Raw genomic sequence first — 23,822 nt, forward strand, 5'->3', positions numbered from 1 at the left:
CCCGATTTCTCGCGTGAAGCGAGGGGGCTCGAACCCCCGAAAGAGGGATTGACGACAAGTGCTCGACGTCAACTTCTTCGACGAGCTGCGGATCGGCCTTGCCACCGCGGACGACATCCGGACCTGGTCCCACGGCGAAGTGAAGAAGCCGGAGACCATCAACTACCGCACGCTCAAGCCCGAGAAGGACGGACTCTTCTGCGAGAAGATCTTCGGTCCGACCCGGGACTGGGAGTGCTACTGCGGCAAGTACAAGCGTGTCCGCTTCAAGGGCATCATCTGCGAGCGCTGCGGCGTCGAGGTGACACGCGCCAAGGTGCGTCGCGAGCGAATGGGCCACATCGAGCTCGCCGCTCCCGTCACCCACATCTGGTACTTCAAGGGCGTCCCGTCGCGCCTGGGCTACCTGCTGGACCTCGCGCCGAAGGACCTTGAGAAGGTCATCTACTTCGCCGCGTACATGATCACGTTCGTCGACGAGGAGCGCCGTACCCGCGATCTCCCGTCGCTGGAGGCGCACGTCTCCGTCGAGCGCCAGCAGGTCGAGAACCGCCGCGACTCCGACCTGGAGAACCGGGCCAAGAAGCTCGAGACCGACCTGGCCGAGCTGGAGGCCGAGGGCGCCAAGGCCGACGTGCGCCGCAAGGTGCGCGAAGGTGCCGAGCGCGAGATGAAGCAGCTGCGCGACCGCGCGCAGCGCGAGATCGACCGCCTCGACGAGGTGTGGAGCCGCTTCAAGAACCTCAAGGTCCAGGACCTGGAGGGCGACGAGCTGCTCTACCGCGAGCTGCGTGACCGCTTCGGCACGTACTTCGACGGCTGCATGGGCGCCGCGGCGCTCCAGAAGCGCCTGGAGTCCTTCGACCTCGACGAGGAGGCCGAGCGCCTCCGCGAGATCATCCGCACCGGCAAGGGCCAGAAGAAGACCCGTGCGCTCAAGCGCCTCAAGGTCGTCTCCGCGTTCCTGCAGACCAGCAACAAGCCCAAGGGCATGGTGCTCGACTGCGTGCCGGTCATCCCGCCGGACCTGCGTCCGATGGTGCAGCTGGACGGTGGCCGCTTCGCGACCTCCGACCTGAACGACCTGTACCGCCGTGTGATCAACCGCAACAACCGCCTCAAGCGTCTTCTCGACCTCGGCGCCCCCGAGATCATCGTGAACAACGAGAAGCGGATGCTCCAGGAGGCCGTCGACGCGCTGTTCGACAACGGCCGCCGCGGCCGCCCGGTCACCGGTCCGGGCAACCGCCCGCTGAAGTCCCTGAGCGACATGCTCAAGGGCAAGCAGGGCCGTTTCCGCCAGAACCTCCTCGGCAAGCGTGTGGACTACTCCGCGCGTTCCGTGATCGTCGTCGGTCCGCAGCTCAAGCTGCACCAGTGCGGTCTGCCGAAGGCGATGGCGCTGGAGCTGTTCAAGCCGTTCGTGATGAAGCGCCTGGTGGACCTGAACCACGCGCAGAACATCAAGTCGGCCAAGCGCATGGTCGAGCGTGGCCGCACCGTCGTGTACGACGTCCTCGAAGAGGTCATCGCCGAGCACCCGGTGCTGCTGAACCGTGCGCCCACCCTGCACCGCCTCGGCATCCAGGCCTTCGAGCCGCAGCTGGTCGAGGGCAAGGCCATCCAGATCCACCCGCTCGTCTGCACCGCGTTCAACGCGGACTTCGACGGTGACCAGATGGCCGTGCACCTGCCGCTCTCCGCGGAGGCGCAGGCCGAGGCCCGCATCCTGATGCTGTCCTCGAACAACATCCTGAAGCCGGCCGACGGCCGTCCCGTCACCATGCCGACCCAGGACATGGTGCTGGGCCTCTTCTTCCTCACCACGGACGACGAGGGCCGCGACGTCAAGGGCACGGACCGTTCCTTCGGGTCCACGGCCGAGGCGATCATGGCCTTCGACGCCCGCGAGCTCTCGCTCCAGGCGAAGGTGGACATCCGCTTCCCGGTGGGCACCATCCCGCCGCGTGGCTGGGTGCCGCCGGTCGCTGAGGAGGGCGAGCCCGAGTACCAGCCGGGTGACACCTTCCGGCTGCGTACGAGCCTGGGCCGCGCGCTCTTCAACGAGCTGCTGCCCGAGGACTACCCGTTCGTCGACTACTCGGTGGGCAAGAAGCAGCTCTCCGAGATCGTCAACGACCTGGCCGAGCGCTACCCCAAGGTCATCGTGGCGGCGACGCTCGACAACCTGAAGGCGGCCGGTTTCCACTGGGCGACCCGCTCCGGTGTGACCGTGGCCATCTCCGACGTCGTCGTGCCCGAGGCCAAGAAGGCCATCGTCAAGGGCTACGAGGAGCAGGACGAGAAGGTCCAGAAGCAGTACGAGCGCGGTCTGATCACCAAGGACGAGCGCACGCAGGAGCTCATCGCGATCTGGACCAAGGCGACCAACGAGGTCGCCGAGGCGATGAACGCGAACTTCCCGAAGACGAACCCCATCTTCATGATGGTCGACTCGGGTGCCCGAGGAAACATGATGCAGATGCGTCAGATCGCGGGTATGCGTGGTCTGGTGTCGAACGCGAAGAACGAGACCATCCCGCGTCCGATCAAGGCGTCCTTCCGTGAGGGCCTCACGGTGCTGGAGTACTTCATCTCCACGCACGGTGCCCGTAAGGGTCTGGCGGACACCGCCCTGCGTACCGCCGACTCGGGTTACCTGACCCGTCGTCTGGTGGACGTCTCGCAGGACGTGATCATCCGCGAGGAGGACTGCGGCACCGACCGCGGTCTGAAGCTGCGGATCGCGGACAAGGGCGCGGACGGTGTGCTCCGCAAGACGGAGGACGTCGAGACCTCGGTCTACGCCCGCATGCTCGCCGAGGACGTCGTCATCGACGGCAAGGTCATCGCGCCTGCCAACGTCGACCTCGGTGACGTCCTGATCGACGCCCTGGTGGGCGCCGGCGTCGAGGTGGTCAAGACCCGCTCGGTCCTGACCTGTGAGTCCGCGGTCGGCACCTGTGCCTTCTGCTACGGACGCTCGCTCGCCACCGGCAAGCTGGTCGACATCGGTGAGGCGGTCGGCATCATCGCCGCCCAGTCCATCGGTGAGCCCGGCACCCAGCTGACGATGCGTACCTTCCACACCGGTGGTGTGGCCGGTGACGACATCACCCAGGGTCTGCCGCGTGTCGTCGAGCTCTTCGAGGCCCGTACGCCCAAGGGTGTCGCCCCGATCTCGGAGGCGGCCGGCCGCGTCCGGATCGAGGAGACCGAGAAGACCAAGAAGCTCGTCGTCACCCCGGACGACGGCAGCGAGGAGACGGCGTTCCCGATCTCCAAGCGTGCCCGTCTCCTGGTCGGCGAGGGCGACGCGGTCGAGGTGGGCCAGAAGCTCACCGTCGGTGCCACCAACCCGCACGACGTGCTGCGGATCCTCGGTCAGCGCGCGGTCCAGGTCCACCTGGTCGGCGAGGTCCAGAAGGTCTACAACTCGCAGGGTGTGTCGATCCACGACAAGCACATCGAGATCATCATCCGGCAGATGCTGCGCCGGGTGACGATCATCGAGTCCGGCGACGCGGAGCTGCTGCCGGGCGAGCTGGTCGAGCGGTCGAAGTTCGAGACCGAGAACCGTCGTGTGGTCACCGAGGGCGGTCACCCCGCCTCCGGCCGTCCGCAGCTGATGGGTATCACCAAGGCCTCGCTGGCGACGGAGTCCTGGCTGTCGGCCGCCTCCTTCCAGGAGACGACCCGGGTGCTGACGGACGCGGCGATCAACGCCAAGTCCGACTCGCTCATCGGCCTCAAGGAGAACGTCATCATCGGTAAGCTCATCCCGGCCGGTACGGGTCTGTCCCGCTACCGCAACATCCGGGTCGAGCCGACCGAGGAGGCCAAGGCCGCGATGTACTCGGCCGTCGGCTACGACGACATCGACTACTCGCCGTTCGGCACGGGCTCCGGCCAGGCCGTTCCGCTGGAGGACTACGACTACGGTCCGTACAACCAGTAGAAGTCGGTGAGAGGGCGGCCATCCCGTTGCGAGACGGGGTGGCCGCCCTTTCGTGCGCCCATGCGGCGGTGGGGCCGGCCGGTGACGGCCTTCACAGGGCGGGGGAGCGGTGGGCGGAGAGGGGCGCGAGGCGCCCTGTCCGGTACGTCCGGACCTGTCGGGTCCGGAGAGGGGCCGGCGGCCGTCCCAGGGGCCCGTGCCGGGCCTCTCGGGGCCGTACGCCGTCACCCTCAGGAGTGGTGGCCGGGTGCTCCGGTCGGCCGCGCGGCATTTGTTTTGACCCAGCTCCGTGAGGTAGGTACGCTCAAGCCTTGTGCCTGGGGTGTGCCTTGGGCTCGTGTGCGTGTCCTCAACCGCACGGCGAGTCATATGCGGCCACTGCAATCTGCGCTCGTTCCGCCTCTTGGCGGGAGCTTGCAGTATTCGACACACCCGACCGCGTGGGTCGGAGAGTGTTCCAGGTTAGTTTCACGAACGGCACACAGAAACCGGAGAAGTAGTGCCTACGATCCAGCAGCTGGTCCGGAAGGGCCGGCAGGACAAGGTCGAGAAGAACAAGACGCCCGCGCTCGAGGGTTCGCCCCAGCGTCGTGGTGTCTGCACGCGTGTGTTCACGACCACCCCGAAGAAGCCGAACTCGGCGCTCCGTAAGGTCGCGCGTGTGCGCCTGACCTCCGGCATCGAGGTCACGGCCTACATCCCGGGTGAGGGACACAACCTGCAGGAGCACTCCATCGTGCTCGTGCGTGGTGGCCGTGTGAAGGACCTGCCGGGTGTTCGTTACAAGATCATCCGCGGCTCGCTCGACACCCAGGGTGTCAAGAACCGCAAGCAGGCCCGCAGCCGCTACGGCGCCAAGAAGGAGAAGTAAGAATGCCTCGTAAGGGCCCCGCCCCGAAGCGCCCGGTCATCATCGACCCGGTCTACGGTTCTCCTCTTGTCACCTCGCTGATCAACAAGATCCTGCTCAACGGCAAGCGTTCCACCGCCGAGCGGATCGTGTACGGCGCCATGGAAGGCCTCCGCGAGAAGACCGGCGCAGACCCGGTCATCACGCTGAAGCGCGCGCTTGAGAACGTCAAGCCCTCGCTCGAGGTCAAGTCCCGCCGTGTCGGTGGCGCCACCTACCAGGTGCCGATCGAGGTCAAGCCCGGTCGCGCCGCCACCCTCGCGCTGCGCTGGGTCGTCGGTTACTCCCGCGCCCGCCGCGAGAAGACCATGACCGAGCGCCTCATGAACGAGCTGCTGGACGCCTCCAACGGTCTTGGCGCTGCGGTCAAGAAGCGTGAGGACACCCACAAGATGGCCGAGTCCAACAAGGCCTTCGCGCACTACCGCTGGTAGTCGCTCACCCCATCGAAACCGAGAGAAGACTGAGCCTTATGGCCACCACTTCGCTTGACCTGGCCAAGGTCCGCAACATCGGGATCATGGCCCACATCGACGCGGGGAAGACGACCACCACCGAGCGGATCCTCTTTTACACCGGTGTGAGCTACAAGATCGGTGAGACCCACGAGGGTTCCGCCACGATGGACTGGATGGAGCAGGAGCAGGAGCGCGGCATCACGATCACGTCCGCCGCGACGACCTGCCACTGGCCCCTGAACGATGTTGACCACACCATCAACATCATCGACACCCCCGGCCACGTGGACTTCACCGTCGAGGTGGAGCGTTCGCTCCGCGTCCTGGACGGCGCCGTCACCGTGTTCGACGGTGTGGCCGGCGTCGAGCCGCAGTCCGAGACCGTCTGGCGACAGGCGGACCGCTACGGCGTGCCGCGTATCTGCTTCGTCAACAAGCTCGACCGTACCGGTGCCGACTTCCTGCGCTGCGTCGAGATGATCGTCGACCGCCTGGGTGCGGTTCCGCTGGTCATGCAGCTGCCCATCGGTGCCGAGGCCGACTTCAAGGGCGTCGTCGACCTCGTGTCGATGAAGGCCTTCGTCTGGTCGGACGACGCGCCCAAGGGCGAGATGTACGACACCGTCGAGATCCCCGAGGACCTCGTCGAGGCGGCTCAGGAGTGGCGCGGCAAGCTGCTCGAGTCCGTCTCCGAGAACGACGACCAGATGATGGAGCTGTACCTGGAGGGCGTCGAGCCCACCCAGGAGCAGCTGCACGAGGCGATCCGCCGGATCACCCTGGCGTCGAAGGGCGGCGCCGACTCGGTCACCGTCACCCCGGTGTTCTGTGGCACCGCGTTCAAGAACAAGGGCGTCCAGCCCCTGCTCGACGCGGTCGTCCGCTACCTGCCGTCCCCCCTGGACGTCGAGGCCATCGAGGGCCACGACGTCAAGGACCCCGAGCTGGTTATCACGCGCAAGCCTTCGGACGACGAGCCGTTCTCCGGCCTGGCGTTCAAGATCGCGAGCGACCCGCACCTGGGCAAGCTCACCTTCGTCCGGATCTACTCCGGTCGCCTCGAGGCCGGCACCGCGGTGCTGAACTCGGTCAAGGGCAAGAAGGAGCGCATCGGCAAGATCTACCGCATGCACGCGAACAAGCGTGAGGAGATCGCGTCGGTGGGCGCCGGTGACATCGTCGCCGTCATGGGCCTGAAGCAGACCACCACCGGTGAGACGCTGTCGGACGACAAGAACCCGGTGATCCTGGAGTCCATGGACTTCCCGGCGCCGGTGATCGAGGTCGCCATCGAGCCCAAGTCCAAGGGTGACCAGGAGAAGCTGGGTGTCGCCATCCAGCGCCTCTCCGAGGAGGACCCGTCCTTCCAGGTGCACTCCGACGAGGAGACCGGCCAGACCATCATCGGTGGTATGGGCGAGCTTCACCTCGAGGTGCTCGTCGACCGCATGAAGCGCGAGTTCCGCGTCGAGGCGAACGTCGGCAAGCCCCAGGTCGCGTACCGCGAGACGATCCGCAAGGCCGTCGAGCGCATCGACTACACGCACAAGAAGCAGACCGGTGGTACCGGTCAGTTCGCGAAGGTGCAGATCGCCCTCGAGCCCATCGAGGGTGGCGACGCGTCCTACGAGTTCGTCAACAAGGTCACCGGTGGCCGCATCCCCCGGGAGTACATCCCCTCGGTGGACGCGGGTGCCCAGGAAGCCATGCAGTTCGGCATCCTGGCCGGTTACGAGATGGTCGGCGTCCGCGTCATCCTTCTCGACGGTGGTTTCCACGAGGTCGACTCCTCGGAGCTCGCCTTCAAGATCGCCGGTTCGCAGGCGTTCAAGGAGGGTGCCCGCAAGGCGTCCCCCGTGCTCATGGAGCCGATGATGTCCGTCGAGGTCACCACGCCCGAGGACTACATGGGTGATGTGATCGGCGACCTCAACTCCCGCCGTGGCCAGATCCAGGCCATGGAGGAGCGCAGCGGCGCTCGCGTCGTGAAGGGCCTCGTGCCCCTCTCGGAGATGTTCGGCTACGTCGGAGACCTCCGCAGCAAGACCTCGGGTCGCGCAAGCTACTCGATGCAGTTCGACTCCTACGCCGAGGTTCCGCGGAACGTCGCCGAGGAGATCATCGCGAAGGCCAAGGGCGAGTAACTCACCCGAGTACACGCTTTAGGCTTGTCACCGGAGCCCGGCAGGGCATTCGACGCGGAGTTCGCTCACGCGCCGGATGCCCCCGGCACCGGCATTCCAGCAAAGATCACCTGGCGCCGATGAAGCAAGGCGTACAGAACCACTCCAGGAGGACCCAGTGGCGAAGGCGAAGTTCGAGCGGACTAAGCCGCACGTCAACATCGGCACCATCGGTCACATCGACCACGGTAAGACGACCCTCACGGCCGCCATTACCAAGGTGCTGCACGACGCGTACCCGGACCTGAACGAGGCCTCGGCCTTCGACATGATCGACAAGGCGCCCGAGGAGCGCCAGCGCGGGATCACCATCTCGATCTCGCACGTCGAGTACCAGACGGAGCAGCGTCACTACGCGCACGTCGACTGCCCGGGTCACGCGGACTACATCAAGAACATGATCACGGGTGCGGCGCAGATGGACGGCGCCATCCTCGTGGTCGCGGCCACCGACGGCCCGATGCCGCAGACCAAGGAGCACGTGCTCCTGGCCCGCCAGGTCGGCGTTCCGTACATCGTCGTCGCCCTGAACAAGGCCGACATGGTGGACGACGAGGAGATCCTGGAGCTCGTCGAGCTCGAGGTCCGTGAGCTCCTCTCCGAGTACGAGTTCCCGGGCGACGACGTACCCGTCGTCAAGGTCTCGGCGCTCAAGGCGCTGGAGGGCGACAAGGAGTGGGGCCAGTCGGTCCTGAACCTGATGTCCGCCGTGGACGAGGCCATCCCGCAGCCCGAGCGTGACGTCGACAAGCCGTTCCTCATGCCGATCGAGGACGTCTTCACGATCACCGGTCGCGGTACGGTCGTCACCGGCCGTATCGAGCGTGGTGTCCTGAAGGTCAACGAGACCGTCGACATCGTGGGCATCAAGCAGGAGAAGACCACCACCACGGTCACCGGCATCGAGATGTTCCGCAAGCTGCTCGACGAGGGCCAGGCCGGTGAGAACGTCGGTCTGCTCCTCCGTGGCATCAAGCGCGAGGACGTCGAGCGCGGCCAGGTCATCATCAAGCCCGGTTCGGTCACGCCGCACACCGAGTTCGAGGCCCAGGCCTACATCCTGTCGAAGGACGAGGGTGGCCGTCACACCCCCTTCTTCAACAACTACCGCCCGCAGTTCTACTTCCGTACCACGGACGTGACCGGCGTGGTGACCCTTCCCGAGGGCACCGAGATGGTCATGCCGGGCGACAACACCGTCATGTCGGTCGCGCTGATCCAGCCGGTCGCCATGGAGGAGGGCCTGAAGTTCGCCATCCGTGAGGGTGGCCGGACCGTGGGCGCCGGCCAGGTCACCAAGATCGTCAAGTAGTTCACGCTTGACCGTCTGACCTGGTAGCTCCGCACAGAGCACCAAGAAGGGCCCCGCACCTCGCGAGAGGTGCGGGGCCCTTCGGCGTGCCGGCCGCTGTCCCGGGTCAGACCCCGGCGACCTGCTGGATCCAGGAGCGGTACGCGGTGACGTTGGTGTACGCGGTGGTGGTCTGGCGGTCGCTGGTGGAGGCGACGCCGACCTGGACGCCGTCGGCCATCATCGGGCCGCCCGAGTCGCCGCCCGCGGTGATGCCGTCGCCACGCCGGGCGCAGATCGCGGAACCGCCGTAGGCGTCGGTGCAGCCGCTGGTCACCGTCACGTTGGCGACCTTGAGGTAGCGGGACTGGCAGTTGGCCTCGGAGCCGCACTGGGAGGTGGCGCCCCAGCCGTAGACCTGCACGTTCTGTCCGACGCGTACGGTTCCGGGCTGGCCGAGCCGGGCGTACGTCCCCTGTACGGAGCGGTCCAGGCGGACCAGCGCGAGGTCCGCGCCGTGGGTGTAGGTCTGGACGCCGTTGGCCACGGTGCCGCCGCTGTGCTGGTCGAGGCTGCCGATGCGGAACGAGAGCCCGCCGGAGGCCACGCAGTGCTTGGCGGTGAGGATCCACGTCGGGGCGATGAGCGTGGACGAACAGGTCTCTCTGCCGTTGGAGAGGAGGCGGGCGGCCCAGGGTGCGTTCTGGGCGTAGCCGCCGCCGATGATGGGCTGGACGGCCTGGGTCGCGGGGGCGGGAGCGGACTCGGCGGCCGAGGCGGTGGGGGAGAGCAGGGCGAGGACGGTGACCGCTGCGGCGGCGACAGCGGGGGCCAGCCTGGTTATTCGCATGCTTCCTCGTTTCGCGGGACACGCGGGGGGCGTGTCTGTGGGGGTGGACGGCCCCCAGATTCCCGGAGAACGGCGGCGGCGGGAACCTAACGTCTGGCCATGACGCGGCGTTATACCCGTACGAGGCCGGGGTGGACGGCGGTCGGCCTGCGGGGAGACGGGACGTGACGGTGAAGCCGCCCGTGACTCCGACCGGAGGTACGCCGCCCGTTACGGCCGCCAGAGCCATGGCCGCGCGTCCGGGCCCAGGCCCACCACCACCGCCCGGCCGTCCCCGCCGATGTGGAGGGCGGTTCCGGCCGTTGCCACGGGGCCCTGGTCCCGTACGGAACGGTCCGCGCCCGTACGGAGTTGGACCAGGCCCTTCGCGGTGCGGCCGAGCAGGACGGGGCCCCGTGGGGAGGCGGCGGCGGTGACCGGTCCGTAGCCGTCGAAGCCCCGCAGGTCCGTCGCGCCTCCCGCGTGCACCACGGTGACCGAGGCGTCGGCCGCGCCCCGGTAGTAGAGGTCCACGGTGCCGTCGTCGGCGGGCAGGGCGGCCGGGGACGTGCCGGGCACCGGGCCCGCGTCGATCTGGGTACGGGCGGTCAGCGGCTCGCCGGGGGCGTCCTGGGTCCAGTGGTGCACGGCGTGGTGGCCCGCTCCGTACACATGGACGCGGCCCTCGCCGTCCACCGCGGTGCGGAAACCGTCCTGCGCCTCGCCGCCGCCCATGTCACGCCAGCCGCTCCACCGGCCGTCGCTCTCCCGCACCCGGGTGCTGAGCCCCTTCTCCGCGGTACGCGCGAAGAGATGGACCCGGCCGTCCGGTGCGGTGACCGCCACCGGGACGCCGACGCGCCGGCCCTCGTCGCGGCCGGGGCCGGGGTTGCCGAGGCCGCGCCAGGCGAGGAAGTCCCCGTCCGGGGTGCTCTGTTCCAGCACCACGACCTCGCGGGCGTTGTTCGCGCCGTGCCCGCCGAGCGCGGCGAAGCGCAGGGCGAAGAGCAGCAGCCGCCCGTCCTTGGCGGTGGCCGTGGCCAGGGCCGGGGCGAGCGGGCCGCCGCCGAGGTCGCGCGGTGGGCCCCAGACGCCGCTGCCCGCCCCGGTCTCCCGCCACCGCACCAGCCGCAGCCCCAGCACCGCGTACGCGGCGAGCCGTCCGTCCGCCTCGGCGGCGACGGCGGCCCGGGGCCCGGGGTAGCGGTGGACGGTGGAGCGGACCCAGCCCTTCCGGTTGGTCAGGGGGCGCTTCCCGCCCACGTTGTAGTCACCGCATCCCGACGGGTTCCCGCAGTCCCAGTCGGGCGAGCCGCCGTACGGGACGAGGTGCGCGGCCTTCCCGGCCACGACTCCGGGGGGCAGGTTCTTCGGCCAGTGCCGGTTGTAGTACCCCCGGTAGGCGGTCACCACGAACGCCGGTACCTCACCGCCGCCCGCGGTCGTCCGGGCGACCCAGCGGATCAGCGCCGCCCAGGCGAAGCAGGCCGCGGCGGTGTGGTCGGCGTGGTCGGAGTAGCCGCGCTGCTCGCTGTCCGCGCGGCGGGCGGCCTCGGTGCTGTGCTGGATGTCCGGGTCGGGGTCCAGGGTGTGCACGAGGGTGGGGCGGTGGTTGTCCAGCAACCCGACGAGGACGTCCAGGAGCCCGTCGTACGTGTACGCACCGGGCCGGCGCAGCGGCGAACCCTCGGCGACGACGGTGCGCAGCGAGAGGTGCCGGTCCTGCCAGAGGCTGGGCAGGCCGAGCCGGTGGCGGGTGGTGTGCATGGCCGTGTTCAGGAAGACCAGCTCGACCCGGCGCAGCCCGTCGGTGAGGGTGTTCACCTCGGCGAGGTGGTTCCCGGCCAGCTCGGCGACGGACACGTCCCAGGGCGTGAACTTCTCCAGCCCGAGCAGGGTCGCGTACGCCTGCCGGAGCCCCTGGTGGCGGGCGGAGGAGTAGCCGGCCTTGTCGGGGGCCGGGTGCGGGGCGCCGGGCACCTTGTTGAGGCCGTCCGCCTCACCTGCGGTGAGATAGACGCAGACCAGCGGGGTGCCGGCGTCCACGGCCTGCTGGGTGTCCGGGTTCATGAAGTACAGGTCGTCGTCCGGGTGGGCGAGGATCTGCATCAGGCAGGCCCGGCGGACGGTGCCGATGGCCAGGCCGGGCGTCGGGTCGGCGGGCGGGTCACCGCGCCGGGGCGGCGGTACGGAGCAGGCGCCGAGGGCCGCCGCGCCGGCGGTGGCGGCCAGCGCGGCGACGACCGCGCGGCGCGGCGTCCCCGGACGCGGTGGTCCGGCGTGGGGCGGTTCGTGGCGCGGGGGCTCGGGCTGCGGGGGTTGCAGGTGTGTGGGTTGCAGGTGTGCGGGTTCCAGGTGTGCGCGGGGCCGATCCGTCATGCCGTGTGCTCCATCCGCTTCCCGCGCAGCGGGTGGCGAACCGCCTGGTGCCGCGTGCCGTGCTGCGTGTCCGTCGCTCGACGGGGGCCGGCCGACCGGGCCGTCCCGCGTGGACAGACGGAGATCGGGAACGGCGGGTTGCCTGGTCCACGGGGTGAGTCGCGCACGGAAGGGAGCGGGACGGGGACGCGGTCGCCGGTCCGGGCCGACGGCCGGCCCGGCGTCGGTTTCGACGTCCGGCCTGGCGGCCGTCGCGGCCGGGGCCCCTTCGCAGGTGAACGCTCGCGGAGGGGCCCGGCCGACCGGTCAGGCCGTGGTGCCGTCCCTCCCGCCCTCGGCCGGGGGCACGGGCGGCGCCGGTGGCCAGGGGATCCCGGCCAGGAGGGGCAGGATCGACTCCTCCTCGTAGTCGAGATGCGCGTTGAGTTCCCTCGACATCTCCGTCAGCTCGGTACGTAAGCGCTGGGGGTCGGCGGCGGCGATGTCGCCCAGGAGCGCCACCAGCTCGCCCTGGAGCCGTGCGACGGTGCGGTGTTCGTCGCGGAGCCGGTCGAAGACCTCGGCCAGGTGCGGGTGGTGGCGGGCGATCCCGGGGAACAGATGGGCGTCCTCGCTGGTGTGGTGGAACTCCAGGGCCTGGCAGAACGCCAGGCAGCGCTGCCTGATCTGGAGGCCGAGACCGGGAGCCGGGGGCGCGCCCGGCCCCTGGTGGGCCGCTCGCGCGCGGAAGTGGGCGTCGGCCTCCGCCCTCACCTGCCGCAGCTGGGCGCGCAGCCAGGTGTGGACCTCCATGAGCTTGTCCGCGAGGGTGGCGATGTCCCGGGGACCCTCCCAGCCGTCGGGCTCGGCACGCTCCAGCACCACGACCGGCAGGGTGCGGCTGGTCCGGGCCTGGTAGTCGCCGTATCCCGGAGCCATCCGGACGGCGTGCGCGAACAGCTCGTCGCGCCTGGCCCCCTCGGCGGGGACCGCGAGCGCCTGGAAGGTACGGGTATCGACCTCCACTCGCACCACGGGGTGGGCGAGCAGGTTGTGGTACCAGGCGGGGTGGCGCGGGCCGCCCAGGTTCGACCCGACGAGGACGAGGGCGTCGCCGTGGCGGACGTACCCGAGGGGAGTGGTGTGCTCGGCACCGGACCTGGCGCCGGTCGTCGTCAGAAGGAGCAGATCGCCGCCCTGGAACGGGCCGCCCACCTTTCCTTCGTTGGCGCGGAACTCCTCGATGACCGATTCATTGAAAGACATGGGCATACGGCTGTGTGTCTCCGGAAGACATGGGCGTGCGCCGCAGTGGCCGCGGGCATGCCAGGGATGAGGTCTGCGGGGCGGAGGGGCCACACGGTCTCGGGACGCGGGGTCGCGGACGGGCCCACGCAACGGCGGCGGAACGCGCGACCGGTGCGGAGGTCGTCGGACACTACGGGCGACACGGCGGTGCCGGTGGCCGGAGGGCGAAGAGAGACGACGTGCGGCTGCTGCGCTACGTCAGGTACAGGGCGCGGAGTGGATACTCATACGGGACCCCTTGAGTGAAGGGTGTTCGCCCGATCACCGGCCGGCCCACTGCTCTGTGGCCGGTGCCACGTGACACCGGGTTCATTTACACGTATCCGGCCGTCACCTGTCAATGAGGCAGGTCCCCGCGCCCGGAGCGGCGCGTCCACGGGCCGGTCGGCCCGGTACGGCAACGCCCGCGCCCCGCCGCCCGGACGGGCCGGGGGCGGGGCGCGGGCGTGCGGGGTGCCGGAATCACTCCCCGGCGAAGATCTCCTCGGCGGAGGTGGCGGTGGCGGCGCGGGTGAACCACCGGTCCAGGAGCTCCGTGTCGACGCAGCCGTTGATCTTCTCGCGGGCCTCGTCGGGGATGACCACACCGCGCAGATCGAGCATCATCAGCAGGCTCTTGGCCTGGCCCCGGGCCTGGCCCCGGGCCTCGCCCAGGGCTCGGCCTTCGTCCCGGCCTTCGTCCCGGATCTCTTCCGAGAGGGGTGAGGTGTAGAAAGAAAGGTCCACGGCCACCAGGTTCCTCCACTGTTGTGCGGCCGGGCGGTTACCCAGGCCTTGTGCGGTGAGTTCGACGATGGGGTTGGCGATTGTCTCCGGCGCGTCCCGCAGTGCGGTGGACAGTGCTTTCAGTATGGCACCGACGTCCGGATTGTCGGCGTGTGTGATGGCGGAGAGGGTGGCGAGTGCGAGGTCTTTCCGTGCTTCGGCCACATCGGTGACGAGCGGAATGTTGTGCGGCCCCGCGACGAGCGGGTGCAGGGTGAGCACCGGCCATTGGGGTGCGCCGAGCGGCACCGGGCGGGCCGCCCACTCGGCGGTGGCGCGGTCCTGGCAGACGACCAGCAGCGTGGTGGGCAGCCGGTACTTCGCCAGGAGGTAGGAGAAGTAGTACGCCCAGCTCGCGTGCTTGTCGGGGTCCTTCCTGCCCTGGGCCTCGACGGCCAGGAGGAAGGGCCCGTCACGCTCTGTCTCGATGCGCAGAAGGGTGTCGACCCGGCGTTCGAGAGGCTGGTTCTCCGTGAGGTCGTTGGTGAGGATCTCGGTGGTGGTGGGTTCGGGAAAAGCGACGCCGAGCACTTCGGACAGGCGGGAGAAGAGCCCCGGGTATTCCTGGAAGATGCGGTGCATCGCCTCGTGAGGCGCGTTGGCCATGCGGGTCCGTTCTGAGTAGTGGGTCGTGCCGTCCGGTCAGGCGGCGGTGTGGTCATCGGCCCGGCAGTCGCGGCAGTGGCCGGGCCGGCGGGAGCGGAAGGCGCGGTCGCAGAGGTCGCAGTTCTGGAGCGGGATGACGATCGCGCGGGGGCGTGTGGGTGGGGCGAGTTCTCGGGTACCGGGCAGCGGTGGTGGCAGAAGCGTCGTGATGCGGTGCCGCAGGAGTTTCGCCGGGTGTCTCAGCGGGACCGGCAGGTCGGCGGTGAGGGCATGGCGGACGGTGTCGGGGTGCGCGTCCCGTTCGAGCCAGGCGGCGACGCCGGGGGCGAGGACCTGGACGTCCTGTTCGGAGAGGACCAACTGCGGTGTGCGGCGGCGCAGATCGGCGAGCAGGGCGGCTGCGGCCCGGTGCAGCTCGGGGGTGGCCGAGCGGGCCTGGGGGAGCGGTGGGGGCGGCACGGTGCGGGCGGTGGGGACCGGCACGCGGACGGCCGCGGTCGGTGGCTCCGATTGCGGTACGGACACCGCTGCGGGCACCGGTACGGCCGGGGCAGGTAGCGGGGGTGCGGGCGGGGATGTGGCGGGGACCGGTGCCGGAGGCTGCCCGGTCCATGGCTGGGGGATCGCCGCGGGAGCCTCGGCTCCTGGCCGGTTGTACGAGACGGTCCGGGTGACGACACGGCCGTCAGGGAGGCGTAAGCGGCTGCGGTGGAGGTAACCGGCGGCTTCCAACTCCCGCAGGGCGGAGGCGATCCGGGTCTCGCTCTCGGGGAATCGCTCGGCGAGCCGTTTGATGCCGATCCTGGCTCCGGCGGGGAGCGACTGGATGTGTACGGCCAGGCCGATGGCGACGAGGGAGAGACCTCGGTGCTGGGAGAGGTGGTTGCCGATGACGGTGAAGCCCGCCGCGTGGCGGACGTTGACGTGGATGACGCCGGATGCGGGTGTGGAATGCCCGGCCGGGCGGGGTGGGGCGCACGGGGGCGCGCTAACCTGCTGGGTACCCATCGGGAAGCCCTTTACTTCCTCGGTGGTCAGGCCCTCGTTCGGGATGCCAGTCCCGGCGGGGGCCGTCTCATGTCGGTGGTGGTCGGGGCGAGCATATGCACGGCAACCCGTACCGAATCCAGCCCAGTTGCCCTATGTCACCCGAGTGAGTGACGAGAGCGGAAATAGGTGGGTCGGGTGGGGGAGGGTCATTTCCCCACGTCCTCAAAAGCTTTATGCGTCGCGGGCCACCGGGTCTCGGTCCACCGGGTCGTGGGTTTCCGCGACCCGGTGGCGGCGGTCACGGCAGGAGGTCGATCTCGGCCCAGACGGTCTTGCGGGGCACGGGCCCGTGGTCCACGCCCCAGCGGTCGGCCAGGGCGTCGACGATCAGGAGCCCGCGTCCGGTCTCCGCGTCGTCGGCGGGGGCTTCGGGGGTGGGTAGCTGCTCACTCCTGGTGTCGGTGACTTCGATCCGCAGGCGTTTGTCGTCGCGGACCGTCACGTTCAGCTGGAAGTCCCGCCCTGAGACGCGCCCGTGGGTGGCGGCGTTGTTGGCCAGCTCCGCGACCACGTGCGCTGCGGGGTCCGGCGAGAGGCCCCAGTCGGCCAGGTGCGCTGTGGTCAGCAGCCGGGCGAGGCGTGCTCCGCGCCGGGTGGGGGAGAGCAGCACGGTGAAGCGGCGGTGGGTGGCGGATGCCCGGGAGACGGTTTCGTAAGTCACGTCCCCAGCGTGGCGAGCCGCACCTACGGTGAACAGTGACTCAGTGCATGCGTACGGTCACTGTCCGGGGCTTGTCCGGTGCTGTCGGGCCTGTCCGTAAGCGCCGTACGGGTAGGGGGCGGTTCACGTACGGAACGCGTCGGAAGGTGGAGTGCGGTGTCGGTGGAAACGAGTGGAGCCGTAGGTGTCACGGTCCATGGGGACATGGACGAGCCGGGCTGGGAGGTTGATCCGGAGGACGAGTCCGGCGCGGCCGTGGTGGCGGCGGTGGGCCGCCAGTTGCGCATGCGCCGTGAGGCGGCGGGCCTGCGGGCCGGGGAGTTCGGCTCGGCGATCGGGTACGGCGAGGACCTGGTCTACAAGGTCGAGGCCGGAAAGCGGATTCCGCGCCCGGAGTATCTGGACAAGGCGGACGAGGTGCTGCGGGCGGACGGGCTGGTCGCCGCGATGAAACCGGACGTGGCGGAGGTCCGGTACCCGAAGAAGGTGCGGGACCTGGCCAAGCTGGAGGCGCGGGCGGTGGAGTTGCTCTCGTACGGCAGCCACAACCTGCACGGCCTGTTGCAGACGGAGGAGCATGCGAGGGCGCTGCTCCGCACCAGGCGGCCGGCGCTGTCTGACGATGAGTTGGAGCGAGCCGTCGCCGGTCGAGTAGCCAGGCAGTCCATCTTCGAGCGCTCGCCCGCCCCCGAACTGAGCTTCGTGCAGGAGGAGGTGACTCTGACCCGACCGATCGGCGGGGTGGACGTACGACGGGGTCAGCTGGAGCACCTGCTGAAGATGCAGGAGAGGCGGAACGTCGCGATTCAGGTGATGCCCACGGAGAGGTGGGACCACCCTGGAAGCGGTGGGAAGATCCAGGTGTTGAAGTTCAACGACGGTTCAGCGGTGGGGCGTACGGACGACGCGAACGGCGGACGCCCTATCTCCGACCCTCGGAATCTCCGTATCCTTGAACTGCGGTACGGCGTTATCCGGACCGAGGCTCTCACTCCGCGGGAGTCGGTGGCCTTCATCAAGCAACTGCTGGGAGAGACATGATCCGCGAGACCTCTGCCGGGGGCGCTCTTGAACTGGATTGGTTCAAGAGCAGCTACAGCGACAGCAGCAATCCCAGCGACTGCGTCGAGGTCGCGACCGCTTCCGGCGCGGTGCACGTCCGGGACTCCAAGAACGCCGAGGGCCCGCGCTTCGCCGTGGCCGGTCCGGCGTGGACCAGGTTCGTCGCGTACGCCTCGCAGGGCTGACGTTCCCGAAGTGCGAGGGGAGACATGATCCTCAAGTCCGACGCCGGGAACGACTCCGCGTTGCTGTGGCGCAAGAGCAGCTACAGCAGCAACGACGGTCCCGACTGCGTCGAGGTCGCGGCGACGGTAGCGGCGGTGCACGTCCGCGACTCCAAGAACGCCGCAGGCCCGCGTTTCGCCGTGGCCGGTCCGGCGTGGGCCGAGTTCGTCGCGTACGCGGCGCGGCGCTGACGCTCCCCGGTCGCGTTCCGTCTTGAGCACCGCGAGGTGGGACGCGGGCGAAGGGCTCAGCCCCGGGGGTGTCCGCACCCCATATACGTCCACCGGGACGCCCTCGCCGTCGGTGGGCCCGGATGCGGTGGCATATGCCAAAAGGGGCCGGCACCCCCACGAGCAGGCGGCCGGCACCTGAACGGCGGGCATACGACCCTCCGCACGGCCGCCTGCGTTTGACCGGTCCCTCGTAGGGGGTAGGATTCCCGACCCGATTGGCCAGCGCCGCAGGCCGTGTGTCACACTAGCCAGGTTGCTCGGTTGAGTGTCAATGCTGCGCGCCTCCCGCCGGGAGGACCGGAAGCGAGTCCCACAGTACTCGTCGGCCCCTTCGGGCCGGACGTACGGGAATCTTCCGGGAAGCGTCAGTGGGGCGCTGACCAGGCACCCGGTGGGGTTTCGCCCCCGGCAGCGCGGTTTCGGCCCGCACCCCCTTGGTTGGGAAATCCTTCGGGAGATCTTCGTAGAGGGGATGCGACACGCCCGACCGCGTGGGTCGGAGGCGGAGTTATCGAACCGCCGGGTTCCAGAGCGTTATTGAGAGACAGGACTACTAGTAGCCATGGCGGGACAGAAGATCCGCATCCGGCTCAAGGCCTACGACCACGAGGTCATCGACTCCTCGGCGAAGAAGATCGTCGAGACGGTGACCCGCACTGGTGCGTCGGTCGCGGGCCCGGTGCCGCTGCCCACTGAGAAGAACGTGTACTGCGTCATCAAGTCGCCGCACAAGTACAAGGACTCGCGCGAGCACTTCGAGATGCGGACGCACAAGCGCCTCATCGACATCCTCGACCCCACGCCGAAGACGGTTGACTCGCTGATGCGTCTCGACCTGCCGGCGGGCGTCGACATCGAGATCAAGCTCTGAGGTGACGCGCGAGATGGCTAAGAACATTAAGGGCGTCCTGGGCGAGAAGCTCGGCATGACCCAGGTCTGGGACGAGAACAACCGGGTTGTCCCGGTGACCGTCGTCAAGGCCGGGCCGTGTGTCGTCACCCAGGTCCGCACCAACGACAGCGACGGCTACGAGTCGGTCCAGATCGCCTTCGGCGAGATCGACCCGCGCAAGGTGAACAAGCCCCTCAAGGGTCACTTCGCCAAGGCCGACGTCACCCCGCGCCGCCACCTGGTGGAGCTCCGCACCCCTGACGCCAGCGAGTACACGCTGGGCCAGGAGGTCACTGCCGAGGTGTTCGAGTCCGGCGTCAAGGTCGACGTCACGGGCAAGAGCAAGGGCAAGGGCTTCGCCGGTGTCATGAAGCGTCACAACTTCAAGGGCCTCGGCGCCGGACACGGCGTCCAGCGCAAGCACCGCTCCCCCGGTTCGATCGGTGGCTGCGCCACCCCTGGGCGTGTCTTCAAGGGCATGCGCATGGCCGGTCGCATGGGTAACGAGCGCGTCACCACCCAGAACCTGACCATCCACGCGGTCGACGCGGAGAAGGGTCTGCTGCTCATCAAGGGCGCGGTCCCCGGTCCCAACGGCGGCCTCGTCCTGGTCCGTACCGCGGCCAAGGGGGCTTGAGGTAATGAGCACCATTGACATCCTTTCGCCGGCAGGCGACAAGGCCGGTACCGTCGAGCTCCCCGCGGAGATCTTCGACGCGAAGACCAGCGTTCCGCTGATCCACCAGGTCGTCGTCGCACAGCTGGCAGCCGCCCGTCAGGGCACGCACAAGACCAAGCGTCGCGGCGAAGTCCGTGGTGGTGGCCGCAAGCCGTACCGCCAGAAGGGCACCGGCCGCGCCCGCCAGGGTTCGACCCGCGCACCGCAGTTCGTCGGCGGTGGCGTCGTCCACGGCCCGCAGCCGCGCGACTACTCGCAGCGCACCCCCAAGAAGATGAAGGCCGCCGCCCTGCGCGGTGCCCTCTCGGACCGGGCGCGTCACTCCCGCATCCACGTCGTCACCGGCGTGGTCGAGGGTGGGATCTCCACCAAGGCCGTCAAGACGCTGTTCGGCAAGATCTCGGAGCGCAGCAACCTGCTCCTGGTCGCCGAGCGTTCCGACGAGGCCGCGTGGCTGTCCGCGCGCAACCTGCCCCAGGTGCACATCCTGGAGCCGGGCCAGCTGAACACGTACGACGTGATCGTCTCTGACGACGTGGTCTTCACCCAGGCCGCTTTCGAGTCCTTCGTGTCTGGCCCCCAGACCGCTGAGACCGAAGGGAGCGCCGCCTGATGAGTGAGGCGACCGTTACCAGCAAGACCTACTCGGACCCGCGCGACGTTCTCGTCAAGCCGGTCGTTTCCGAGAAGAGCTACGCGCTGCTCGACGAGAACAAGTACACGTTCATCGTCGCGCCCGGCTCCAACAAGACCCAGATCAAGCAGGCCGTGGAAGCGGTCTTCTCGGTCAAGGTCACCGGGGTCAACACGATCAACCGGCAGGGCAAGCGCAAGCGCACCCGCACCGGTTTCGGCAAGCGCGCCGACACGAAGCGCGCCATCGTGACCCTCGCCGAGGGCGACCGTATCGACATCTTCGGCGGCCCGACCTCCTGACGGAGGTCGAGTCGTCCGGAATCGGACGAGGACTGAGAAATGGGTATCCGCAAGTACAAGCCGACGACCCCGGGCCGTCGTGGCTCCAGCGTCGCCGACTTTGTCGAGGTCACGCGGTCCACGCCGGAGAAGTCGCTGGTCCGCCCCCTGCACAGCAAGGGCGGCCGTAACAACGCCGGTCGTGTGACCGTTCGCCACCAGGGTGGTGGCCACAAGCGCGCCTACCGCGTGATCGACTTCCGTCGTCACGACAAGGACGGCGTGCCGGCCAAGGTCGCGCACATCGAGTACGACCCGAACCGCACCGCGCGCATCGCGCTGCTGCACTACGCGGACGGCGAGAAGCGCTACATCATCGCCCCCCGTGGCCTGTCGCAGGGTGACCGCGTCGAGAACGGTCCGGCCGCCGACATCAAGCCGGGCAACAACCTGGCGCTGCGCAACATCCCGGTCGGTACGACGATCCACGCCATCGAGCTGCGGCCCGGCGGCGGCGCGAAGTTCGCCCGCTCCGCGGGTGCCTCCGTGCAGCTGCTGGCGAAGGAGGGCACCATGGCCCACCTTCGTATGCCGTCCGGCGAGATCCGGCTGGTCGACGCCCGCTGCCGCGCCACCATCGGCGAGGTCGGCAACGCCGAGCAGTCGAACATCAACTGGGGCAAGGCCGGCCGCATGCGCTGGAAGGGCGTGCGCCCGACCGTCCGCGGTGTCGTGATGAACCCGGTTGACCACCCGCACGGTGGTGGTGAAGGCAAGACCTCCGGTGGTCGTCACCCGGTCTCGCCGTGGGGTCAGAAGGAGGGTCGTACTCGTTCTCCCAAGAAGGCGAGCAACAAGTACATCGTCCGCCGCCGCAAGACGAACAAGAAGCGCTAGGAGCGGGTTTAGATGCCGCGCAGTCTCAAGAAGGGGCCCTTCGTCGACGGACACCTCATCAAGAAGGTGGACGTACAGAACGAGGCAGGCACCAAGAACGTCATCAAGACCTGGTCCCGTCGCTCGATGATCGTCCCGGCCATGCTGGGTCACACCATCGCGGTGCACAACGGCAAGATCCACGTCCCGGTGTTCGTCACCGAGTCGATGGTCGGCCACAAGCTCGGCGAGTTCTCGCCGACTCGCACCTTCCGCGGCCACGTCAAGGACGACCGGAAGTCGAAGCGCCGCTAAGCGCGGGGTGGAAACGACTATGACTCACACCGAAGGGACAACCATGGAAGCCAGGGCCCAGGCGCGGTACATCCGCGTCACGCCCATGAAGGCCCGCCGCGTGGTGGACCTCATCCGTGGCATGGATGCCACGGAGGCTCAGGCGGTCCTGCGTTTCGCCCCGCAGGCCGCGAGCGTGCCGGTTGGCAAGGTGCTGGACAGCGCCATCGCCAACGCTGCACACAACTACGACCACCCTGACGCCTCTTCGCTGGTCATCAGCGAGGCGTACGTGGACGAGGGCCCGACCCTGAAGCGGTTCCGTCCGCGTGCTCAGGGCCGTGCCTACCGGATCCGTAAGCGGACCAGCCACATCACCGTGGTCGTCAGCAGCAAGGAAGGAACCCGGTAATGGGCCAGAAGGTTAACCCGCATGGGTTCCGACTCGGCATTACCACGGACTTCAAGTCCCGTTGGTACGCCGACAAGCTGTACAAGGACTACGTCAAGGAAGACGTTGCCATTCGTCGCATGATGACGAAGGGCATGGAGCGGGCCGGCATCTCCAAGGTGGAGATCGAGCGCACCCGCGACCGGGTCCGTGTAGACATCCACACCGCTCGTCCGGGCATCGTCATCGGCCGCCGCGGCGCCGAGGCCGACCGCATCCGCGGCGAGCTGGAGAAGCTGACCGGCAAGCAGGTCCAGCTGAACATCCTCGAGGTCAAGAACCCCGAGGTGGACGCTCAGCTGGTGGCCCAGGCCGTCGCCGAGCAGCTCTCCTCCCGCGTCTCCTTCCGTCGTGCCATGCGCAAGAGCATGCAGAGCACGATGAAGGCCGGCGCCAAGGGCATCAAGATCCAGTGCGGTGGCCGCCTCGGCGGCGCCGAGATGTCCCGCTCGGAGTTCTACCGCGAGGGCCGTGTGCCCCTGCACACGCTCCGCGCGAACGTCGACTACGGCTTCTTCGAGGCCAAGACGACCTTCGGCCGCATCGGCGTGAAGGTCTGGATCTACAAGGGCGACGTCAAGAACATCGCCGAGGTCCGCGCCGAGAACGCAGCGGCTCGCGCCGGCAACCGTCCGGCCCGTGGCGGCGCTGACCGCCCGGCCGGCCGTGGTGGCCGTGGTGGCGAGCGCGGCGGTCGCGGCCGCAAGCCGCAGCAGTCCGCGCCGGCAGCCGAGGCCCCCAAGGCCGAGGCTCCCGCCGCCGCTGCTCCGGCTGAGAGCACCGGAACGGAGGCCTGACCGACATGCTGATCCCCCGTAGGGTCAAGCACCGCAAGCAGCACCACCCGAAGCGCAGCGGTATGTCCAAGGGTGGCACGCAGGTTGCGTTCGGCGAGTACGGCATCCAGGCGCTGACCCCGGCGTACGTGACGAACCGCCAGATCGAGGCAGCTCGTATCGCGATGACCCGCCACATCAAGCGTGGCGGCAAGGTCTGGATCAACATCTACCCGGACCGCCCCCTGACGAAGAAGCCCGCCGAGACCCGCATGGGTTCCGGTAAGGGTTCTCCCGAGTGGTGGATCGCGAACGTCAAGCCCGGTCGGGTGATGTTCGAGCTGTCCTACCCGAACGAGAAGATTGCTCGTGAGGCGCTCACCCGCGCTGCTCACAAGCTTCCGATGAAGTGCCGGATCGTTCGGCGCGAGGCAGGTGAGTCGTGATGTCGGCCGGAACCAAGGCGTCCGAGCTGCGCGAGCTGGGCAACGAGGAGCTCCTCAACAAGCTCCGCGAGGCCAAGGAAGAGCTGTTCAACCTCCGCTTCCAGGCGGCGACGGGCCAGCTCGAGAACCACGGTCGGCTCAAGTCCGTCCGTAAGGACATCGCCCGGATCTACACCCTGATGCGCGAGCGCGAGCTGGGCATCGAGACGGTGGAGAGCGTCTGATGAGCGAGAGCACTGTGACTGAGACCAAGACGAGCGACCGCGGTTTCCGCAAGACCCGTGAGGGTCTGGTCGTCAGCGACAAGATGGACAAGACCGTCGTCGTCGCTGTCGAGGACCGCGTCAAGCACGCGCTGTACGGCAAGGTCATCCGCCGTACGAACAAGCTCAAGGCCCACGACGAGCAGAACGCCGCAGGCGTCGGTGACCGCGTCCTCATCATGGAGACGCGTCCGCTGTCCGCGACGAAGCGCTGGCGCATCGTCGAGATCCTCGAGAAGGCCAAGTAATTCCTGAGGGGAATTCCCCTCAGGCCAGTTCCGCCAGGCTCGGCAGGGGCTCTTGTGAAAGAGCCCCTGCCGGGAACCGGCAGAC

The 23,822-nt window shown here is 68.7% G+C and carries 25 protein-coding genes; 19 read left to right on the forward strand and 6 right to left on the reverse strand.

Translation table 11 applies throughout. The features are described 5' to 3' along the window. Nucleotides 1–58: 58 nt before the first annotated feature. The 5 genes from B9S64_RS19795 (at nucleotide 59) to tuf (ending at nucleotide 8,821) form a co-directional block, all read left to right on the forward strand. Entirely contained in the window at nucleotides 59–3,958 is a 3,900-nt protein-coding gene (locus tag B9S64_RS19795) for a DNA-directed RNA polymerase subunit beta' (RefSeq protein ID WP_103491263.1), read from the forward strand. Between the two features lie 499 nt (nucleotides 3,959–4,457). After that, a complete protein-coding gene (gene rpsL / locus B9S64_RS19800; RefSeq protein ID WP_003948652.1) occupies nucleotides 4,458–4,829 on the forward strand; it encodes a 30S ribosomal protein S12 in 372 nt (123 codons plus the stop codon). 2 nt (nucleotides 4,830–4,831) lie between these two features. Beyond that, nucleotides 4,832–5,302, forward strand: coding sequence for a 30S ribosomal protein S7 (rpsG, locus tag B9S64_RS19805; protein WP_014047773.1), 471 nt, complete (start codon nucleotides 4,832–4,834; stop codon nucleotides 5,300–5,302). 38 nt (nucleotides 5,303–5,340) lie between these two features. Beyond that, the gene (gene fusA, locus B9S64_RS19810) at nucleotides 5,341–7,470 is read left to right on the forward strand and encodes an elongation factor G (RefSeq protein WP_103491264.1); all 2,130 of its coding nucleotides are present in this window, start codon (nucleotides 5,341–5,343) and stop codon (nucleotides 7,468–7,470) included. 157 nt (nucleotides 7,471–7,627) lie between these two features. Further along, nucleotides 7,628–8,821: an elongation factor Tu gene (gene tuf, locus B9S64_RS19815; protein WP_103491265.1), complete on the forward strand. Its 1,194-nt coding sequence runs from the start codon at nucleotides 7,628–7,630 to the stop codon at nucleotides 8,819–8,821. 106 nt (nucleotides 8,822–8,927) lie between these two features. Here the strand turns inward: tuf and B9S64_RS19820 are convergent, their stop codons facing one another. The 6 genes from B9S64_RS19820 to B9S64_RS19845 all read right to left on the reverse strand — a co-directional run bounded on the left by B9S64_RS19820 (nucleotide 8,928) and on the right by B9S64_RS19845 (nucleotide 16,377). Next, on the reverse strand, nucleotides 8,928–9,650 hold the full coding sequence (locus B9S64_RS19820; RefSeq protein WP_103491266.1) for a trypsin-like serine protease: 723 nt from the start codon (nucleotides 9,648–9,650) through the stop codon (nucleotides 8,928–8,930). A 210-nt stretch (nucleotides 9,651–9,860) separates the two neighbouring features. Continuing rightward, a complete protein-coding gene (locus tag B9S64_RS19825) occupies nucleotides 9,861–12,008 on the reverse strand; it encodes a PIG-L family deacetylase (protein WP_109492076.1) in 2,148 nt (715 codons plus the stop codon). Nucleotides 12,009–12,314: 306 nt separating this feature from the next. Beyond that, complete coding sequence (locus B9S64_RS19830) at nucleotides 12,315–13,259, reverse strand: nitroreductase/quinone reductase family protein (RefSeq protein WP_103492845.1); 945 nt, start codon at nucleotides 13,257–13,259, stop codon at nucleotides 12,315–12,317. 498 nt (nucleotides 13,260–13,757) lie between these two features. Further along, nucleotides 13,758–14,666 carry a hypothetical protein gene (locus tag B9S64_RS19835; protein ID WP_103492846.1) on the reverse strand — a complete coding sequence of 303 codons (909 nt, stop codon included), beginning with the start codon at nucleotides 14,664–14,666 and terminating at the stop codon, nucleotides 13,758–13,760. A gap of 36 nt (nucleotides 14,667–14,702) precedes the next feature. Beyond that, nucleotides 14,703–15,674, reverse strand: a complete 972-nt coding sequence (locus B9S64_RS19840) for a DNA-binding protein (RefSeq protein ID WP_103492847.1) — start codon at nucleotides 15,672–15,674, stop codon at nucleotides 14,703–14,705. A 280-nt stretch (nucleotides 15,675–15,954) separates the two neighbouring features. After that, entirely contained in the window at nucleotides 15,955–16,377 is a 423-nt protein-coding gene (locus tag B9S64_RS19845) for an ATP-binding protein (protein ID WP_103492848.1), read from the reverse strand. Between the two features lie 204 nt (nucleotides 16,378–16,581). Between B9S64_RS19845 and B9S64_RS19850 the strand changes: the two genes are divergently transcribed. The 14 genes from B9S64_RS19850 to rpsQ all read left to right on the forward strand — a co-directional run bounded on the left by B9S64_RS19850 (nucleotide 16,582) and on the right by rpsQ (nucleotide 23,737). Beyond that, complete coding sequence (locus B9S64_RS19850; protein ID WP_103492849.1) at nucleotides 16,582–17,418, forward strand: helix-turn-helix transcriptional regulator; 837 nt, start codon at nucleotides 16,582–16,584, stop codon at nucleotides 17,416–17,418. After that, nucleotides 17,415–17,624: a DUF397 domain-containing protein gene (locus B9S64_RS19855; protein WP_103492850.1), complete on the forward strand. Its 210-nt coding sequence runs from the start codon at nucleotides 17,415–17,417 to the stop codon at nucleotides 17,622–17,624. The genes B9S64_RS19850 and B9S64_RS19855 overlap by 4 nt, the downstream gene beginning before the upstream one ends. A gap of 24 nt (nucleotides 17,625–17,648) precedes the next feature. Then, the gene (locus tag B9S64_RS19860; protein ID WP_103492851.1) at nucleotides 17,649–17,855 is read left to right on the forward strand and encodes a DUF397 domain-containing protein; all 207 of its coding nucleotides are present in this window, start codon (nucleotides 17,649–17,651) and stop codon (nucleotides 17,853–17,855) included. A gap of 604 nt (nucleotides 17,856–18,459) precedes the next feature. Next, nucleotides 18,460–18,768 carry a 30S ribosomal protein S10 gene (gene rpsJ, locus B9S64_RS19865; protein ID WP_003948644.1) on the forward strand — a complete coding sequence of 103 codons (309 nt, stop codon included), beginning with the start codon at nucleotides 18,460–18,462 and terminating at the stop codon, nucleotides 18,766–18,768. Nucleotides 18,769–18,781: 13 nt separating this feature from the next. Further along, nucleotides 18,782–19,426, forward strand: a complete 645-nt coding sequence (rplC, locus tag B9S64_RS19870; protein WP_014047781.1) for a 50S ribosomal protein L3 — start codon at nucleotides 18,782–18,784, stop codon at nucleotides 19,424–19,426. A gap of 4 nt (nucleotides 19,427–19,430) precedes the next feature. Further along, nucleotides 19,431–20,081: a 50S ribosomal protein L4 gene (gene rplD, locus B9S64_RS19875; RefSeq protein WP_014047782.1), complete on the forward strand. Its 651-nt coding sequence runs from the start codon at nucleotides 19,431–19,433 to the stop codon at nucleotides 20,079–20,081. Continuing rightward, nucleotides 20,081–20,404: a 50S ribosomal protein L23 gene (gene rplW, locus B9S64_RS19880; RefSeq protein ID WP_003966958.1), complete on the forward strand. Its 324-nt coding sequence runs from the start codon at nucleotides 20,081–20,083 to the stop codon at nucleotides 20,402–20,404. Before rplD ends, rplW begins: the two co-directional genes overlap by 1 nt. Before the next feature lie 39 nt (nucleotides 20,405–20,443). Next, the gene (gene rplB / locus B9S64_RS19885; RefSeq protein WP_028439253.1) at nucleotides 20,444–21,280 is read left to right on the forward strand and encodes a 50S ribosomal protein L2; all 837 of its coding nucleotides are present in this window, start codon (nucleotides 20,444–20,446) and stop codon (nucleotides 21,278–21,280) included. 12 nt (nucleotides 21,281–21,292) lie between these two features. After that, nucleotides 21,293–21,574, forward strand: a complete 282-nt coding sequence (rpsS, locus tag B9S64_RS19890) for a 30S ribosomal protein S19 (RefSeq protein ID WP_003966956.1) — start codon at nucleotides 21,293–21,295, stop codon at nucleotides 21,572–21,574. A gap of 43 nt (nucleotides 21,575–21,617) precedes the next feature. Beyond that, nucleotides 21,618–21,965, forward strand: a complete 348-nt coding sequence (gene rplV / locus B9S64_RS19895) for a 50S ribosomal protein L22 (RefSeq protein ID WP_026290933.1) — start codon at nucleotides 21,618–21,620, stop codon at nucleotides 21,963–21,965. After that, nucleotides 21,965–22,801: a 30S ribosomal protein S3 gene (gene rpsC / locus B9S64_RS19900; RefSeq protein WP_103492852.1), complete on the forward strand. Its 837-nt coding sequence runs from the start codon at nucleotides 21,965–21,967 to the stop codon at nucleotides 22,799–22,801. Before rplV ends, rpsC begins: the two co-directional genes overlap by 1 nt. Nucleotides 22,802–22,806: 5 nt before the next feature. Continuing rightward, nucleotides 22,807–23,226 carry a 50S ribosomal protein L16 gene (gene rplP, locus B9S64_RS19905; RefSeq protein WP_014047785.1) on the forward strand — a complete coding sequence of 140 codons (420 nt, stop codon included), beginning with the start codon at nucleotides 22,807–22,809 and terminating at the stop codon, nucleotides 23,224–23,226. Then, complete coding sequence (rpmC, locus tag B9S64_RS19910) at nucleotides 23,226–23,450, forward strand: 50S ribosomal protein L29 (RefSeq protein WP_014047786.1); 225 nt, start codon at nucleotides 23,226–23,228, stop codon at nucleotides 23,448–23,450. The genes rplP and rpmC overlap by 1 nt, the downstream gene beginning before the upstream one ends. Further along, nucleotides 23,450–23,737, forward strand: a complete 288-nt coding sequence (gene rpsQ, locus B9S64_RS19915) for a 30S ribosomal protein S17 (RefSeq protein ID WP_028439251.1) — start codon at nucleotides 23,450–23,452, stop codon at nucleotides 23,735–23,737. The genes rpmC and rpsQ overlap by 1 nt, the downstream gene beginning before the upstream one ends. Nucleotides 23,738–23,822 lie beyond the last annotated feature (85 nt).

Source organism: Streptomyces sp. SM18 (genome assembly GCF_002910775.2).
Lineage (GTDB): Bacteria > Actinomycetota > Actinomycetes > Streptomycetales > Streptomycetaceae > Streptomyces > Streptomyces halstedii.

Excerpts from the sequence above, each read along its gene's own strand:
- rpsG (WP_014047773.1), top strand. The coding sequence starts at position 4,832 with ATGCCTCGTAAGGGCCCCGCCCCGAAGCGCCCGGTCATCATCGACCCG.
- fusA (WP_103491264.1), top strand. The coding sequence starts at position 5,341 with ATGGCCACCACTTCGCTTGACCTGGCCAAGGTCCGCAACATCGGGATC.
- B9S64_RS19820 (WP_103491266.1), bottom strand. The coding sequence starts at position 9,650 with ATGCGAATAACCAGGCTGGCCCCCGCTGTCGCCGCCGCAGCGGTCACC.
- B9S64_RS19825 (WP_109492076.1), bottom strand. The coding sequence starts at position 12,008 with ATGACGGATCGGCCCCGCGCACACCTGGAACCCGCACACCTGCAACCC.
- B9S64_RS19830 (WP_103492845.1), bottom strand. The coding sequence starts at position 13,259 with ATGCCCATGTCTTTCAATGAATCGGTCATCGAGGAGTTCCGCGCCAAC.
- B9S64_RS19835 (WP_103492846.1), bottom strand. The coding sequence starts at position 14,666 with ATGGCCAACGCGCCTCACGAGGCGATGCACCGCATCTTCCAGGAATAC.
- B9S64_RS19840 (WP_103492847.1), bottom strand. The coding sequence starts at position 15,674 with ATGGGTACCCAGCAGGTTAGCGCGCCCCCGTGCGCCCCACCCCGCCCG.
- B9S64_RS19850 (WP_103492849.1), top strand. The coding sequence starts at position 16,582 with ATGGACGAGCCGGGCTGGGAGGTTGATCCGGAGGACGAGTCCGGCGCG.
- B9S64_RS19855 (WP_103492850.1), top strand. The coding sequence starts at position 17,415 with ATGATCCGCGAGACCTCTGCCGGGGGCGCTCTTGAACTGGATTGGTTC.
- B9S64_RS19860 (WP_103492851.1), top strand. The coding sequence starts at position 17,649 with ATGATCCTCAAGTCCGACGCCGGGAACGACTCCGCGTTGCTGTGGCGC.
- rpsJ (WP_003948644.1), top strand. The coding sequence starts at position 18,460 with ATGGCGGGACAGAAGATCCGCATCCGGCTCAAGGCCTACGACCACGAG.
- rplC (WP_014047781.1), top strand. The coding sequence starts at position 18,782 with ATGGCTAAGAACATTAAGGGCGTCCTGGGCGAGAAGCTCGGCATGACC.
- rplD (WP_014047782.1), top strand. The coding sequence starts at position 19,431 with ATGAGCACCATTGACATCCTTTCGCCGGCAGGCGACAAGGCCGGTACC.
- rplW (WP_003966958.1), top strand. The coding sequence starts at position 20,081 with ATGAGTGAGGCGACCGTTACCAGCAAGACCTACTCGGACCCGCGCGAC.
- rplB (WP_028439253.1), top strand. The coding sequence starts at position 20,444 with ATGGGTATCCGCAAGTACAAGCCGACGACCCCGGGCCGTCGTGGCTCC.
- rpsS (WP_003966956.1), top strand. The coding sequence starts at position 21,293 with ATGCCGCGCAGTCTCAAGAAGGGGCCCTTCGTCGACGGACACCTCATC.
- rplV (WP_026290933.1), top strand. The coding sequence starts at position 21,618 with ATGGAAGCCAGGGCCCAGGCGCGGTACATCCGCGTCACGCCCATGAAG.
- rpsC (WP_103492852.1), top strand. The coding sequence starts at position 21,965 with ATGGGCCAGAAGGTTAACCCGCATGGGTTCCGACTCGGCATTACCACG.
- rplP (WP_014047785.1), top strand. The coding sequence starts at position 22,807 with ATGCTGATCCCCCGTAGGGTCAAGCACCGCAAGCAGCACCACCCGAAG.
- rpmC (WP_014047786.1), top strand. The coding sequence starts at position 23,226 with ATGTCGGCCGGAACCAAGGCGTCCGAGCTGCGCGAGCTGGGCAACGAG.
- rpsQ (WP_028439251.1), top strand. The coding sequence starts at position 23,450 with ATGAGCGAGAGCACTGTGACTGAGACCAAGACGAGCGACCGCGGTTTC.